Genomic DNA, 14,552 nt, shown 5'->3' with positions numbered 1-14,552 from the left:
GCGTATCCGCAGGTCGCGGCCACGAACAGGGCGGCAGGACCGGTCCGTCGTCGGGAAACCGCTCGCGCGCACCGCTGGCGGCCCGCGACCATGGCGACCATGAGCCGCCTGCCCGAGGGGTACCGCGTCGTCGCCGTGCCCGAGACCCGTCAGACCGAGTTCCTCGAGACCGACCGCCTGGCGTTCGCGTTCGACTCCACACCCGAGACCGACGCGATCGTGCCGCTCACGGTGCCGTTCGACCGCACGATGGGCGTCGAGGCGCCCGACGGCTCGCTCGCCGCCGTCCACGCGTCCTTCCCGTTCACGCTCCCCGTCCCCGGCGGCAGCGTCGCGTGCTCGGGTCTCACCTGGGTCGGGGTGCGGCCCGACCAGCGCCGCCGCGGCCTGCTCACGACGATGATCGACAGCCACTTCACGCGCTCGCTCGACCGCGGCGAGCCCGTCTCGGCGCTGTTCGCCGCGGAGCACGCGATCTACGGACGGTTCGGCTACGGCTCGGCCGCCGACGACCTGCGCGTCAAGCTGTCGCGCGGGGCCGCGCTGCGCGACGTCCCGGGGTCGGCCGACCTCACGGTGCGCTTCACGACGCTCGACGCGTTCGCGCACCGCGACGTGCTCGACGCCGTGCACCGCGCGGCGGGCGCCGGACGGCCGGGGTGGATCACACGGGACACCGAGGTGCTGCGCCGTCGTCAGCTCGTCGACCCGCCGGCGTGGCGGGACGGCGGGGAGCCGCTGCGGCTCGCGACGGTCCACGACGCCGCGGGCGAGGTCCGCGGGTACGCGACGCTGCGGCGCAAGGACGTGTGGACCGAAGGGGGCCCCCGGTACGAGGTCCGCGTCCGCGAGGCCGTCGCGGTCGACGCGGCCGCCACGCACCGGCTGTGGTCGTTCCTGCTCGACCTCGACCTCACCGCGACGGTCGAGGGGCCGATGCTCCCGGTCGACGACGCGCTGCTGCACCAGCTCGTGGACCCGCGCGGCATCGTGCCGAAGATGGTCGACAACCTGTGGGTCCGGCTGCTGGACGTGCCGGCGGCACTCACGGCGCGTCGCTACGCCGCACCCGTCGACGTCGTGCTGGACGTCCGGGACGCGCTGCTGCCGGCCAACGCGGGACGCTGGCGCGTCACCACGGCGACCAGCCCGACGGACGGGGCGTGGGAGGCTCGCGTCGAGCGCACGGAGGACGGCGCGGACGTCGCGCTCGACGTGCGCGAGCTGGGCGCGCTCTACCTCGGCGGGCGCTCGCTCGCCGCGCAGGTCCGGGCCGGGCTCGTCTCGCCGGTCCGCGCGGAGGCGGTGCAGGGGGCCGCCTCGGCGTTCGGCTGGCCGGTCGCGCCGGTGTGCAGCTGGGTGTTCTGACCGGAGGACGGTGCGCGCGGGTCGTCCTCGCGCGCCCGTCCGCCCGGTCGACCTCGTCGGCCGACCGCGCCCTGGAGCTCGCTCCCTGGCGCTCGCGCTCGGCGCGCAGGCTCGCGTCGGGTGCGCCTCAGCCGCGCGTCCGCCCGGGCCCGGCGAGCAGGCGCGTCAGCCGCGCGTGCGCTCGTACTCGGCGAGCTGGTCGATGCGGCGCTGGTGGCGCGGGTCCTGGCTGAACGGCTCGGCGACGAACGCGTCGACGAGCGCGATCGCCTCGTCGACCGAGTGCTGGCGGGCGCCGATCGCGACGACGTTGGCGTCGTTGTGCTGGCGGCCCAGGCGCGCGGTGTCGAGGTTCCAGGCGAGCGCCGCGCGCACCCCGGTGACCTTGTTCGCGGCGATCTGCTCGCCGTTGCCCGATCCGCCGATCACGACGCCGAGGCTTCCGGGCTCCGCGACCACGGCCTCGCCCGCGGCGAAGCAGAACGGCGGGTAGTCGTCGAGCGCCTCGTACGCGTCGGCACCGTGGTCGACGACGTCGTGGCCCTCGGAGCGCAGGTGCTCGACGAGCGCGACCTTGAGCTCGAAACCGGCATGGTCGGAGGCGACATGGATCCGCATGGGGTCATCCTGCCGCACCGGTCCGCGACGAGCGCTCCCGCGTCCGTAGGCTGTGCCCATGACGCGCAGCGGCATCGACCTCACCGCCCTCGACCCGGCCACCCGACCCCAGGACGACCTCTTCGCCCACGTCAACGGGAGGTGGGTCGCGGCCCACGAGATCCCCGCCGACCGGGCCATGGACGGCGCGTTCCGCGCCCTGCACGACCAGGCGGAGGAGCAGGTCCGCGACATCATCGCGGATGCCGCCGCGACCGCCGAGGCCGGTGGGGGCGACGGCGTCGAGGCGAAGATCGGCGCGGTGTACGCGTCGTTCATGGACACCGCGACGATCGAGGCCCGCGGGCTCGAGCCGCTGCGCGAGGACCTCGACCTCGTCGACGGCGCGACGACCCGTGACGAGCTCACCGCCGCGCTCGGCGCGCTGCAGCGCACGGGTGCGGCGTCGGCGGTCGGCTTCTGGGTCGACAACGACGCGAAGGACCCCGAGCGCTACGTCGTGTACCTCGCGCAGTCCGGGCTCGGCCTGCCCGACGAGTCGTACTACCGCGACGCGCAGTACGCGCAGGTGCTCGCGGCGTACCGCCCGCACGTCGCGCGGATGCTCCGGCTCGCGGGCGTCGCGGCCGACGAGGCCGCCGCCGACGCGCTCGCGGGCGCCGTCGTCGACCTCGAGACGAAGCTGGCGTCGCACCACTGGGACGTCGTGAAGGACCGTGACGCCGACCTCACCTACAACCCGATGACGCTCGCGGCGCTCGCCGAGCGCGCGCCCGGGTTCGACTGGGTCGCGTGGGCACACGCGCTCGGTGCGCCCGCGGGTGCGCTCGACGACCTCGTCGTGCGCGAGCCGTCGTTCGCGGAGGGGTTCGCCGCGCTGTGGGCGAGCGAGCCGCTCGACGCGTGGAAGGCCTGGCTGGCGTACCACGTGGTCAGCGACCGGGCACCGTTCCTGCCCGACGCGCTCGTCGAGGCGAACTTCGACTTCTACGGCCGGACGCTCACGGGTGCGCAGGAGCTGCGCGACCGCTGGAAGCGCGGCGTCGGGCTCGTGCAGGGCGTGCTCGGCGAGGCCGTCGGCAAGGTGTACGTCGAGCGGCACTTCCCGCCGAACCACAAGGAGCGCATGGACGAGCTCGTCGCGCACCTCGTCGAGGCGTACCGCCAGTCGATCGCGCGGCTCGACTGGATGGGCGAGGAGACGCGCGCGAAGGCGCTCGCGAAGCTCGAGGCGTTCACGCCGAAGATCGGCTACCCCGTGCGCTGGCGCGACTACTCGGCCCTCGAGGTGTCCCCCGACGACCTGCTCGGCAACGTGCGCCGCGCGAACGCGTTCGAGCAGGACCGCGAGCTGGACAAGATCGGCAAGCCGCTGGACCGCGACGAGTGGTTCATGACCCCGCAGACGGTCAACGCGTACTACAACCCGGGGATGAACGAGATCGTCTTCCCCGCGGCGATCCTGCAGCCGCCGTTCTTCGACGCCGACGCCGACGACGCCGTGAACTACGGCGGGATCGGTGCGGTCATCGGGCACGAGATCGGGCACGGGTTCGACGACCAGGGCTCGAAGTACGACGGTGCCGGCCGGCTCGAGGACTGGTGGACCGCGGAGGACCGCGCCGAGTTCGAGAAGCGCACCAAGGCGCTCGTCGACCAGTACGGCGAGTTCTCCCCCGCGCAGCTGAACGGCTCGCACAAGGTCAACGGCGCGCTGACGATCGGCGAGAACATCGGTGACCTGGGCGGCCTGTCGATCGCGCTCGCCGCGTACGAGATCGCGCTGGGCCGCCCGCTCGCCGAGGCGCCGGTCGTGGACGGTCTGACGGGTGCGCAGCGCGTCTTCCTCGGCTGGGCGCAGGTGTGGCAGTCGAAGGGCCGCGACGAGGAGGTCGTGCGCCGGCTCGCGACCGACCCGCACTCGCCCAACGAGTTCCGCTGCAACGGCGTCGTGCGCAACGTCGACGCCTACTACGAGGCGTTCGACGTGCAGCCCGGCGACGCGCTGTACCTCGACCCAGAGGAGCGCGTGCGGATCTGGTGAGGCGTCGACGGACGGACCGGTGCGCGCGCGCCGGGCCGTCCGTCGTCCCCGGTCCGGCCGGCAGGAGGGTCAGGGCAGCGGGGTCCAGGACGCGCGTGCGAGCCGGAAGCCCACACCGTCGGCATCCGTGCACGTCACGCCGTCGGTCCCGCTCTTGCACGTGTACCCGTCGACGCGCGTCTCGGACCCGTACTCGAGCGTCCGGACGTCCGAACCCGCGACGGTGGGCGCCGGGCCCTCCTCGCACGCGAAGGCGACGCCGTCGGCGCCGAGCGTGAGGACGTGGCCGGTGTCGCCGGTGCATCCCGGGACCTCGGGCGCGGCGTACGTGTAGCTCGCGATCGTGCAGGTGACACCGTCGCCGGACATCGCGCACGCGATGTTGCCGCTGGGCAGCCGGAACTCGTCCGCGGGGGCGCTGCTCGCGCTGGCGGACGTCGTCGGCGACGCCGTGGAGGCGGCCTCACCGCCGCCTCCCGAGCGCGTCGCGAGGGTCACGACGAGAAGCACGAGGAACGCGACGACGAGGACGGCGTCGACGATCACCAGGGTCCGGATCGTCCGCTGCGACGTCATGGTCCTCCTGAGTCCGGGGGCGCGGGCGTCGACCAGGATCACACGGGACGAACCCGACGAGCCACCCGCGCCGGTCGGTGCGCGGCGGCGGGCGCGCAGCAGGGACCCGACCGACCGTGTCCCGGACGGGTCCCCCGCGCGCCCCGCGTCAGACGGCGGGGCCGACGGTGCGCGTGCGCTTGAGCTCGTAGAAGCCGGGCACCTGGGTGACGAGCGCGAGCCCGTCGAAGAGCTTCCCGGCGTCCTCGCCGGTCGGGGCGGGCGTGATGACCGGGCCGAAGAAGCCGACCCCGCCGATCGCGACGACCGGGGTGCCGACCTCGTCGCCGACGAGCGTGATCGCCTCGCCGTGCGACGCGCGCAGCAGGTCGTCCACCTCGTCCGTCGCGCCGACGGCGGCGAGCTCCTCGGGCAGGCCGACCTCGGCGAGCGCCTCGGCGACGATCGCGGCCGTGTCGGTGCGGCGGTCGGTGTGGCGACGCGAGCCGAGCGCGTCGTAGAGGGGCTTGAGCACCTTGTCGCCGTGGTCGCGCGCCGCGGCGACCAGCATACGCACGGGCGCCCACGAGTCGTCCATCAGCGCGCGGTACTTCTCGGGCAGGTCGCGGCCCTCGTTGAGGACCGACAGGCTCATGACGTGCCACCGGACGTCGACGTCGCGCACCTTCGCCACCTCGTCCATCCAGCGCGACGTGAGCCACGCCCACGGGCAGGCCGGGTCGAACCAGAAGTCCACGACGGGGCGGGTGTCGGTGACGGTCACGGGTGCTCCTCGGGTCAGGCGTCGACCGCGGGCGCGGTCGACCGCAGTCTCACCCGCGCCCACCGTCCGGTGCACATCGAGCCGTCCACAGCCCACGCCTCGGGACGCGCCCCCACAGGAGTGCGCGCGCAGGGCGGCGGACCGCACGGGCACGCGTGCGATGATCGGTCCCGGCCACGAGCCGTACCCCTTCTCGAAGGAGAGCCAGCGTGCCCGCTGAGAACCTCACCCGTGCCGAGGCGCGCGAGCGTGCCGCGGTCGTCAGCCCGCAGTCGTACGACGTCACCCTCGACCTGACGACCGGACCGGCGACGTTCGCGTCGCGGTCCGTCGTGCGGTTCACGGCGACGCCCGGTGCGAGCACGTTCATCGACCTCATCGCCCCGACGGTGCACGAGGTCACGCTCAACGGCCGTGCGCTCGACGTCGCCGACGTGTTCGCCGACTCGCGCATCCGGCTCGACGACCTGGCCGCCGACAACGAGCTCGTGGTCGTGGCGGACGCGGCGTACATGAACACGGGCGAGGGCCTGCACCGCTTCGTCGACCCGGTCGACGACGAGGTCTACCTGTACTCGCAGTTCGAGGTCGCCGACTCCCGCCGCGTGTTCGCGGTGTTCGAGCAGCCCGACCTCAAGGCGACGTTCACGTTCACCGTGACCGCTCCCGCCCACTGGGTCGTGGTGTCGAACTACCCGCAGGTCGGCGAGCCCGAGCCTGTCGAGGGCGGGGTCAACCGCAACGGCGGCGCCGACAAGGGCACCGCCACGTGGCGGTTCGAGACCACGCCCCGCATGTCGTCGTACATCACGGCCGTCATCGCAGGGCCCTACCACGCCGAGCACGGCGAGCTCACGAGCAGCGACGGCCGGACGATCCCGCTCGGCGTCTACGTGCGCGGCTCGCTCGCCGAGCACCTCGACACCGACAACATCCTCGACATCACGCGCGCGGGCTTCGCGTTCTTCGAGGACAAGTTCGGCGTCCCCTACCCGTTCGCGAAGTACGACCAGCTCTTCGTCCCCGAGTTCAACGCGGGTGCGATGGAGAACGCGGGCGCGGTGACGTTCCTCGAGTCCTACGTGTTCCGCTCCAAGGTCCCCGAGGCGACCATCGAGCGCCGCGCGGTCACGATCCTGCACGAGCTCGCGCACATGTGGTTCGGCGATCTCGTGACCATGCGGTGGTGGGACGACCTGTGGCTCAACGAGTCGTTCGCCGAGTACGTCTCGACCCTCGCGACCGCCCAGGCCACGGCCTGGACCAGCGCGTGGACGACGTTCTCCTCGCTGGAGAAGAACTGGGCGTACCGCCAGGACCAGCTGCCGTCGACGCACCCGATCGTCGCCGACATGCGCGACCTCGAGGACGTCGAGGTCAACTTCGACGGCATCACCTACGCGAAGGGCGCGAGCGTCCTCAAGCAGCTCGTGGCGTGGGTCGGGCAGGACCAGTTCTTCGCCGGCGTGCGCGCCTACTTCGCGAAGCACGCGTGGGGCAACACCGAGCTGCGCGACCTGCTCACCGAGCTCGAGACCACCAGCGGCCGCGACCTGTCGTCGTGGTCGGCGCTCTGGCTCGAGAAGGCCGGCGTCACGCTGCTGCGCCCCGAGATCGAGGTCGACGCGGACGGCACGATCACGTCGTTCGCCGTCCTGCAGGAGGTGCCCGACGAGCACCCCGTGCAGCGCCCGCACCGCCTCGCGATCGGCGGCTACGACCTCGACGCGGCGACGGGCCGGCTCGCGCGCACGCTGCACCTCGAGCTCGACGTCGACGGAGCGCGCACCGAGGTCCCGCAGCTGGTCGGCCGACGCCGCCCGGCCCTCGTGCTCGTGAACGACGACGACCTCGCGTACGCGAAGATCCGGCTCGACGAGCAGTCGCTCGCGGCCGCCATCGAGCACCTCGGCGCGTTCGACGACTCGCTGCCGCGCACGCTCGTGTGGACGGCGGCGTGGGACGCGACGCGCGACGGCGAGACGCCCGCCCGCGACTTCGTCGACCTCGTGCTCGGCAACATCCTCCACGAGACCGACTCGTCGGTCGTCCTCGTGCTGCTGCGCCAGCTCACGACGTCGCTCGACCTGTACGTCGCGCCCGAGCACCGGCAGACGACGGCCGTCGCGGCCGCCGACCGGCTGCTCGAGCTGGCCCGATCCGCCGAGGCGGGGTCCGACACCCAGCTCCAGCTCGTCAAGGCGTTCGCCGCACGTGCGGAGACCGACGCCCAGCTCGACGCGGTCGCCGCCCTGCTGGACGGTCGTGAGCAGCTCGACGGCCTCACGATCGACACCGACCTGCGCTGGGAGCTCCTCACGTCGCTCGTCACCGGTGGCCGGGCAGGCGAGACGGACATCGCCGTGCAGCTCTCGGCCGACGCGACCGCGACGGGTCAGCGGGCGGCGGCCGCCGCACGCGCCGCGATCCCGACCGCCGAGGCCAAGGCTGCCGCGTGGGCCGCCGTCGTGGACGGCGACGACCTGCCGAACGCGATCCAGGCCGCCACCATCGCGGGCTTCGGGCGCGTGCACGACCGCTCTCTGCTGCTCCCCTACGTCGAGCCGTACTTCACCGCGCTCGCCACCGTGTGGGCCGCCAAGACGAACGAGATGGCGCAGAACATCGTCCTCGGCCTGTACCCGACGGACCTCGCCGACCACGACGGCGTGGACGTCCTCGGTGCGACCGACGCGTGGCTCGCGTCGCAGGCGGACGCCGCGCCCGCGCTGCGCCGGCTCGTCGCCGAGAACCGCGACGGCGTGCGGCGCGCGCTCGCCGCGCAGGAGACGGACCGCCGCAGGGCGTGACGGCTCGACGGTGGCCCGGGCGGCACGCCCGCCGGGCCACCGTCGACGGTGCGGTCAGCCGGGCTCGGACGACGAGCGCGCGGCCAGCGGGCGCAAGGACTCCAGCCAGCGACGGGTCTCGCGCGGGTGCCGCAGGCGGACCACGACGACCCCGCCCGCGTCGTGCAGCAGCCCGTACTGGGCGCGGTAGCGGGCGTGCTGCGTCCACGACCACAGGACGACGTTCTCGTCGGGGTCGCGGCGCAGCAGGTTGCGCAGCCGCTCCCGGTTGCCGTGCCACAGCTCCTGTCGCAGCAGCCCGCGGCGCAGCGTCCGGGCGACGACGCGCCGCATGACGACACGGCGCGGGTAGTCGAGCCAGACGAGCGCGTCGGCGTCGTCCAGCAGACCCTGCCGGTGCGAGTTCCAGTTGCCGTCGACGACCCAGCCGTCGCGCGCCTGAGGCGAGGCGAGGAACTCCCGCACGATCGCGTGCGCCTCGGGGAGGTCGCGCTTCGTCCACTCCTCGGCCCAGAACACCGCGTCGAGCTCGAGGTGCCCGACCCCGAGGCGCGCGGCAGCCGCGCGTGCGAGCGTCGTCTTGCCGGAGCCGGTGTTGCCGACGACGCGCAGGCGGCGGAGAACCGGTGCAGGCATCCGCCGATGCTCCCACGCAGCCGCGGCTGCGGTCAGGGGGTGATCGACCAGCGACCCTCGTTGAGCACCTGCGCGAGCGAGTGCAGGCGCGCGTTGGTGAACAGGTCGTCCACCAGGACCACCTGCCCGGCGCTGTCCGCGAGCGGCACCTTCCAGTTCGGGTACTCCTGGTCCGTGCCGGGCTGGTTCTGCGCGCGGCGCTCCCCCACGGCGTCGGCGAGCGACACCCCGACGAGCACGGACGGCGTCGCGAGCACGTACCGGTGCATCGCCTCGACGATCTCGCGCTCGGACGGGTCGTCCCCGAGGAGGTCGCGCGCCCGCAGCGCGGCGAGCATGCGGTCACGCTCGGCGGCCGCCGCCGCCCGGACGGTCGCGACGGGCTCGGTGAGCAGACCGAGGCGCTCGCGGATCGCGACGTGCTCGCCCGCGAGGTAACCCGCGGTCGGGGGCAGGTCGTGCGTCGTGACGGTCGCGAGGACGAGCTCGCGGTAGTCCTCGGGCGCGAGCGGGTCGCCGTTCATGTCGCGCTCGAACCACAGGACCGACGTGCCGAGGATGCCGCGCTCGGACAGGTAGTCGCGCACCCAGGGCTCGACGACGCCGAGGTCCTCGCCGATGACGATCGCGCCCGCACGGTAGGCCTCGAGCGCGAGGATGCCGACGAGCGCCTCGTGGTCGTACCGGACGTAGGCGCCCTCGGACGGCCTCGCGGCCCCCTCGGGCACCCACCACAGACGGAACAGGCCCAGCACGTGGTCGATGCGGATCGCTCCCGCGTGCCGCAGCACGGTGCGGAGCATGTCGCGGTAGGGCCGGTACGCGGCGCGCGCGAGGGCGTCCGGCTGCCACGGCGGCTGCGACCAGTTCTGCCCCTGCTGGTTGTACATGTCGGGCGGCGCACCGACGCTCGCGCCACGCGCGAGCACCTCGCCGAGGGACCACACGTCGGCGCCCTGCGGGTGCACGCCGACGGCGAGGTCGTGCATGATCCCGATCGTCATCCCGTTGTCGAGGGCCGCGCGGTGCGCGTCGGACAGCTGCTCGTCGGCGACCCACTGCAGCCAGCGGTGGAAGGTCACGCGCTCGGCGAGCTCGACGCCCGCGGCGGCCACCGCGTCGGAGCCCGGGTCGAGCAGCTCGGTGGGCCACGTGCGCAGGTCGGGCCCGTGCTTCTCCGCGAGCGCGCACCACAGCGCGAACGTGTCGAGCCCCGGACCCTGCTCCTCGACGAACGCGTCGAATGCCGCCTGGCGCGCGGCGGACCGCTCGAACGCGAAGACGACCTCGAGCGCGGCGCGCTTGGCCGTCCACGCGGCGTCGCGGTCGATCGGACCCGGGTCGGTGTCGAGCGCGATCGCCTGCTCGCCCGCCCACTCGACGAGCGTCCGGTCCGCGGCCGACAGGTACGCGGCCTCCGGCACCTCCTCGACGCGCAGGTACAGCGGGTTGACGAACCGTCGGGTGGTCGGCAGGTAGGGCGACGGCGTGAGCGGGACCTGCGGCTCGGCGGCGTGCAGCGGGTTGATGAGCAGGAAGTCGGCACCGCGGCGCGCGGTCATCGCTCCCAGGTCGGCCAGGTCGACCAGGTCGCCCACCCCCCACGACCGCCGCGAGCGCACCGAGTACAGCTGCGCCATGAAGCCCCAGGCGCGCCCCGCGTCGAGCGTGTCCGGCAGCTCCAGCCGGTCCGGGGTCACGATGACGGCGCTGCGGGCGTTCGCGCTCGGTCCCTCGGCGTGGATCTCGTGCCAGCCGAGCGGCAGGTCCGCCGGCAGGGTGAACGTCGCACGCCCCACGAGCCGGCCGTCGACGGAGCGGGGCGGCACCGGCACGTCGGCCTGCGTGACCTCGCGGCGCCCGCCGCCGGCCTCCGGGTCGAGCTCGAGCCAGACGTCGACGGCGTCCTCGTGCGTCACGTGCACGGGCACGTGCGCCTGTCGGCCCTCCCGGACGACGACGACCGGCGGGAGCGTGCGCCGCCACGGCTGGTCCTCGCGGTGCGCGAGCGCGAGCTCGATCCGTTCCGGCGACGACGCGTCGACCCCGAGCGCCTTCAGCACGCCCTGCAGGGTCGCGGCCGACGCGATCTTGTGCTGCCCGTCGAACCCCCAGTAGTCGGGGGTGATGTCGTAGGCGGCCGCGAGACGCAGGAGCGCTTCGGAGGGGGTCTGCTGGTCGTCGGCCACGCACCGATCCTGCCAGAGGCCCCCGGCGGAACGCAGGACGAGAGGGCGCGCCGACCAGCGGCGACACGGGTGGACGCCGGTGCCGTCAGCCGTCGGCGGGCGCCTGCGAGCCTCGGACGCGGGGGGCCAGGAGCGCGTCGTAGCCTTGCGGACCATGACGGCCCCTGCACTGCGCCCCTACCCGTCCGCCCACCGCCTGGATCTCGTCGAGGACCTGCACGGTCACCGTGTCGCCGACCCGTACCGCTGGCTCGAGGACGCCGACGACGACGCCACCCGCACGTGGTCGCAGGCGCAGGACGCGCTGTACGCCGACTACCGCCAGGCGCTCACGGCCCGGGTCGGCGACGGCCCCTGGTCCGCGGAGCGGCTCACGACGCGGCTGCGCGAGCTGCTCGGCGCAGGCGTCGTCGGGGCTCCCGCGTGGCGCGGCGACCGGTACTTCTTCGTGCGGCGCACCGGCGAGCAGGAGCACGCGGTCGTGCTCGTCTCCGAGCCCGACCCGGACGCCGAGGGCGGTCGTCGCGAGCGCGTGCTGATCGACCCCGTCGCGCTCGACCCCGCGGGCACGACGACGCTCGACTCGTGGCAGCCGTCGAAGGAGGGCCGTCTGCTCGCGTACCAGGTGTCGCACGGCGGCACCGAGGAGAGCGTGCTGCACGTGCTCGACGTGACGACGGGCGAGCTCGTCGACGGTCCCGTCGACCGCGCCCGCTACTCCCCCGTCGCGTGGCTGCCCGGCGGCGAGGCGTTCTTCTACGTGCGCCGCCTCGCGCCCGACCTCGTGCCGGCCGACGAGCAGCAGTACCACCGGCGGGTCTGGCTGCACCGGGTCGGGACGTCGCCCGACAGCGACGTGCAGGTGTTCGGCGACGGGCTCGACCTCACGAACTACTACGGCGTGTCCGTCTCGCGCGACGGCCGGTGGCTGATCGTGTCGGCGTCCGCGGGGACGGCGCCGCGCACCGACGTCTGGATCGCGGACCTCACGGCCGACGGCGGCGTCGAGGCGCCGACGTTCGTCGAGGTCGCCGTGGGTCTGGACGCGCAGACCGGCGCGTGGATCGGGCGCGACGGGCGCCTGTACGTCCACACCGACCTCGACGCGCCACGCGGGAGGGTCGCGGTCACGGACCCGACGACCCCGGGCGCGCCGCACTGGCGCACGCTCCTCGCGGAGGACCCGACGGCCGTGCTCGAGGACGTCGCGTTCACCGACGGCGGCGGGGACGACCGCACGCCGACGCTGCTCGTGGCGTCGTGGCGTCGCCACACCGTGTCGGAGGTGACCCTGCACGACCCCACGACAGGTGCACCGCTGGGCGTGGTCGACCTGCCCGGCCTCGGGTCGGTGTCCGGGCTCGTCACGCGACCCGACGGCGGGCCCGACGTGTGGTTCTCCTACACGGACCACACGACGGTGCCGAGCGTGCAGCGGTTCGACGCGGGCACCCGGACGACGGCGCTGTGGGCCGCCCCGCCCGGGACCGTCGCGGACGTGCCTCCCGTGCGCGCGCAGCAGGTCGAGGTCGCGAGCGCCGACGGGACGGTCGTGCGCGCGTTCGTGCTCGCCCGGACCGACGCGCTCGACGCCGACGGGCGCCCGCTCGCACCCGCCCCGACGATCCTCTACGGCTACGGCGGCTTCCAGATCTCGCTCGACCCCGCGTACTCGGCCGCGACGCTCGCGTGGGTCGAGGCCGGCGGCGTGTACGTCGTCGCGAACCTGCGCGGAGGTGGCGAGGAGGGCGAGGACTGGCACCGGTCGGGCATGCGCGCGCACAAGCAGAACGTGTTCGACGACTTCCACGCCGTCGCGGAGCACCTCGTGGCCGGTGGGTGGAGCACCCCCGACCGGCTCGCGTGCTGGGGCGGGTCCAACGGCGGCCTCCTCGTCGGCGCCGCGCTCACGCAGCGCCCCGACCTGTTCGCGGCCGTCGTGTGCTCCGCCCCCCTGCTCGACATGGTCCGCTACCAGCGGTTCGGGCTCGGCGTGACGTGGACCGAGGAGTACGGCGACGCCGACGACCCCGTCGAGCTCGGCTGGCTGCTCGGGTACTCGCCCTACCACCGCGTCGTCGACGGCACCGCCTACCCGGCGACGCTGTTCACCGTGTTCGAGGGCGACACGCGCGTCGACCCGCTGCACGCCCGCAAGCTCGCCGCCGCGCTCCAGGCCGCGACGAGCGCCGACGTCGACCGGTCGCCCGTCCTCGTGCGCCGGGAGACCGGCGTCGGGCACGGCGCCCGCGCGCTGTCACGCTCGGTCGCGCTGACCGTCGAGCAGCTGCAGTTCGTCGCCGACCGCACGGGGGCCGTCCGATGAGCCGCGCCGTCGCCCTCGTGCTCGCCGCGGCACCCACGCCCAGCCCGTCCTCGTCGGACCCGGAGCTGCTGCCCGACGACAAGACGTCGCCCAACGCGTGGCTCGAGTGGTTCCTCGGGCTGCCGTTGCGGATCCTCATCATCGTCGCGGTCGGCAGCATCACGCTGGTCCTGCTGCGACGCGCGATCCGCGGCGTCACCGACCACGTCGCCGACGGCACCCCGTGGTTCCAGCGCGGCGTCATGCGCCCGCTCGGCGACTCCGACGTCGCGCGCACGCTCCTGCGCGCCGCCGACCCGCTCGCGACCGCCCGCCGCGCACAGCGCGCCCGCACGCTCGGGTCGGTCCTGCGGTCGACCGCGACGGTCGTCGTGGGGACTATCATGGTGCTGCTCGTCCTCGCCGAGCTCGGCGTCAACATCGCGCCGTTCATCGCGTCCGCCGGCATCGTCGGCGTCGCCCTCGGGTTCGGCGCGCAGAGCCTCGTCAAGGACTTCCTGACGGGTCTGTTCATGCTGCTCGAGGACCAGTACGGCGTGGGTGACGTCGTCGACGTCGGTCCCGCGACGGGCACCGTCGAGGCCGTGACGCTGCGCGTCACCAAGATCCGCGACTCCGACGGCACGCTCTGGTACGTCCCCAACGGCACGATGCTGCGCGTCGGCAACAAGACGCAGGGCTGGGCGACCGCCGTCGTCGAGATCGACGTCGACTACTTCGCGGACCTCGACGAGGTGCGCACGCTCCTGCACGAGGCCGCGGCACGCGTCGAGTCGGATCCCGCCCTGGGCGCGCACCTGCAGGGCACGCCGACCATCACGGGCATCGAGCGGCTCAGCGCCGACGCGATCACGCTGCGGCTCAAGGTGCGCACGTCGCCCGCGATGCAGTGGGACGTGGCGCGTGCGCTGCGGACCGCGACGCGCGACGTGCTCGAGCGTGCCGCCGTGCCGCTCGCCGGTCAGCGCGACCTGCTCAAGGCCCACCGCGACGAGCTCGCGGGCATCGAGCCGTCCGCGCCGGCGGCCGAGCCCGACGAGGGTCAGGACGACCCGGAGCACGCCACCGGGCCGCAGGACGAGGAGACGCAGGACGTGCCGCTCCCGCGCGACCCGCACGACACGCCCGTCCACGACGCCGTGGAGCAGCGCGACGCGCGTCGTGCGGCACCGCCCGGCGACTCCGCCTGACCGGCACCGCCGCTGGGCGCACCCCGTGCGCT

The 14,552-nt window shown here is 74.0% G+C and carries 10 protein-coding genes; 5 read left to right on the top strand and 5 right to left on the bottom strand.

Annotation, left to right across the window (positions count from 1 at the left end; all coding sequences use genetic code 11):
- Positions 1 to 99 precede the first annotated feature (99 nt).
- Positions 100 to 1,368, top strand: coding sequence for a GNAT family N-acetyltransferase (locus GXP71_RS03870; RefSeq protein WP_162351581.1), 1,269 nt, complete (start codon positions 100 to 102; stop codon positions 1,366 to 1,368).
- Positions 1,369 to 1,533: 165 nt separating this feature from the next.
- Here the strand turns inward: GXP71_RS03870 and GXP71_RS03865 are convergent, their stop codons facing one another.
- Complete coding sequence (locus GXP71_RS03865) at positions 1,534 to 1,986, bottom strand: ribose-5-phosphate isomerase (protein WP_162351580.1); 453 nt, start codon at positions 1,984 to 1,986, stop codon at positions 1,534 to 1,536.
- Positions 1,987 to 2,044: 58 nt separating this feature from the next.
- Between GXP71_RS03865 and GXP71_RS03860 the strand changes: the two genes are divergently transcribed.
- Positions 2,045 to 4,030 carry a M13 family metallopeptidase gene (locus GXP71_RS03860; RefSeq protein WP_162351579.1) on the top strand — a complete coding sequence of 662 codons (1,986 nt, stop codon included), beginning with the start codon at positions 2,045 to 2,047 and terminating at the stop codon, positions 4,028 to 4,030.
- Between the two features lie 69 nt (positions 4,031 to 4,099).
- Here GXP71_RS03860 and GXP71_RS03855 read toward each other — a convergent pair whose 3' ends face one another.
- Complete coding sequence (locus tag GXP71_RS03855; RefSeq protein WP_162351578.1) at positions 4,100 to 4,606, bottom strand: hypothetical protein; 507 nt, start codon at positions 4,604 to 4,606, stop codon at positions 4,100 to 4,102.
- A 148-nt stretch (positions 4,607 to 4,754) separates the two neighbouring features.
- On the bottom strand, positions 4,755 to 5,369 hold the full coding sequence (locus tag GXP71_RS03850; protein ID WP_162351577.1) for a DsbA family protein: 615 nt from the start codon (positions 5,367 to 5,369) through the stop codon (positions 4,755 to 4,757).
- Between the two features lie 209 nt (positions 5,370 to 5,578).
- On the opposite strand from GXP71_RS03850, the gene pepN reads away from it, so the two are divergent.
- Positions 5,579 to 8,179, top strand: coding sequence for an aminopeptidase N (gene pepN / locus GXP71_RS03845; protein WP_162351576.1), 2,601 nt, complete (start codon positions 5,579 to 5,581; stop codon positions 8,177 to 8,179).
- A gap of 54 nt (positions 8,180 to 8,233) precedes the next feature.
- Here pepN and GXP71_RS03840 read toward each other — a convergent pair whose 3' ends face one another.
- Positions 8,234 to 8,815 carry a toxin gene (locus GXP71_RS03840; RefSeq protein ID WP_162351575.1) on the bottom strand — a complete coding sequence of 194 codons (582 nt, stop codon included), beginning with the start codon at positions 8,813 to 8,815 and terminating at the stop codon, positions 8,234 to 8,236.
- A 32-nt stretch (positions 8,816 to 8,847) separates the two neighbouring features.
- The gene (malQ, locus tag GXP71_RS03835; RefSeq protein WP_162351574.1) at positions 8,848 to 11,004 is read right to left on the bottom strand and encodes a 4-alpha-glucanotransferase; all 2,157 of its coding nucleotides are present in this window, start codon (positions 11,002 to 11,004) and stop codon (positions 8,848 to 8,850) included.
- Between the two features lie 154 nt (positions 11,005 to 11,158).
- Here malQ and GXP71_RS03830 point away from each other — a divergent pair, with 154 nt between their 5' ends.
- Positions 11,159 to 13,330 (top strand): prolyl oligopeptidase family protein, encoded by a 2,172-nt coding sequence (locus GXP71_RS03830; RefSeq protein WP_162351573.1) that lies wholly within the window; start codon positions 11,159 to 11,161, stop codon positions 13,328 to 13,330.
- Positions 13,327 to 14,520 (top strand): mechanosensitive ion channel family protein, encoded by a 1,194-nt coding sequence (locus tag GXP71_RS03825; protein ID WP_162351572.1) that lies wholly within the window; start codon positions 13,327 to 13,329, stop codon positions 14,518 to 14,520. The genes GXP71_RS03830 and GXP71_RS03825 overlap by 4 nt, the downstream gene beginning before the upstream one ends.
- Positions 14,521 to 14,552: the final 32 nt, after the last annotated feature.

Source organism: Cellulomonas sp. H30R-01 (genome assembly GCF_010119915.1).
Taxonomy (GTDB): domain Bacteria; phylum Actinomycetota; class Actinomycetes; order Actinomycetales; family Cellulomonadaceae; genus Cellulomonas; species Cellulomonas algicola.
This window is presented reverse-complemented; position numbering and strand designations above follow the sequence as displayed.

Bases quoted from the DNA above. Each gene is read 5' to 3' on its own strand.
- GXP71_RS03840 (WP_162351575.1), bottom strand. From the start codon at position 8,815: ATGCCTGCACCGGTTCTCCGCCGCCTGCGCGTCGTCGGCAACACCGGC.
- GXP71_RS03870 (WP_162351581.1), top strand. From the start codon at position 100: ATGAGCCGCCTGCCCGAGGGGTACCGCGTCGTCGCCGTGCCCGAGACC.
- GXP71_RS03855 (WP_162351578.1), bottom strand. From the start codon at position 4,606: ATGACGTCGCAGCGGACGATCCGGACCCTGGTGATCGTCGACGCCGTC.
- GXP71_RS03865 (WP_162351580.1), bottom strand. From the start codon at position 1,986: ATGCGGATCCATGTCGCCTCCGACCATGCCGGTTTCGAGCTCAAGGTC.
- GXP71_RS03860 (WP_162351579.1), top strand. From the start codon at position 2,045: ATGACGCGCAGCGGCATCGACCTCACCGCCCTCGACCCGGCCACCCGA.
- GXP71_RS03830 (WP_162351573.1), top strand. From the start codon at position 11,159: ATGACGGCCCCTGCACTGCGCCCCTACCCGTCCGCCCACCGCCTGGAT.
- GXP71_RS03825 (WP_162351572.1), top strand. From the start codon at position 13,327: ATGAGCCGCGCCGTCGCCCTCGTGCTCGCCGCGGCACCCACGCCCAGC.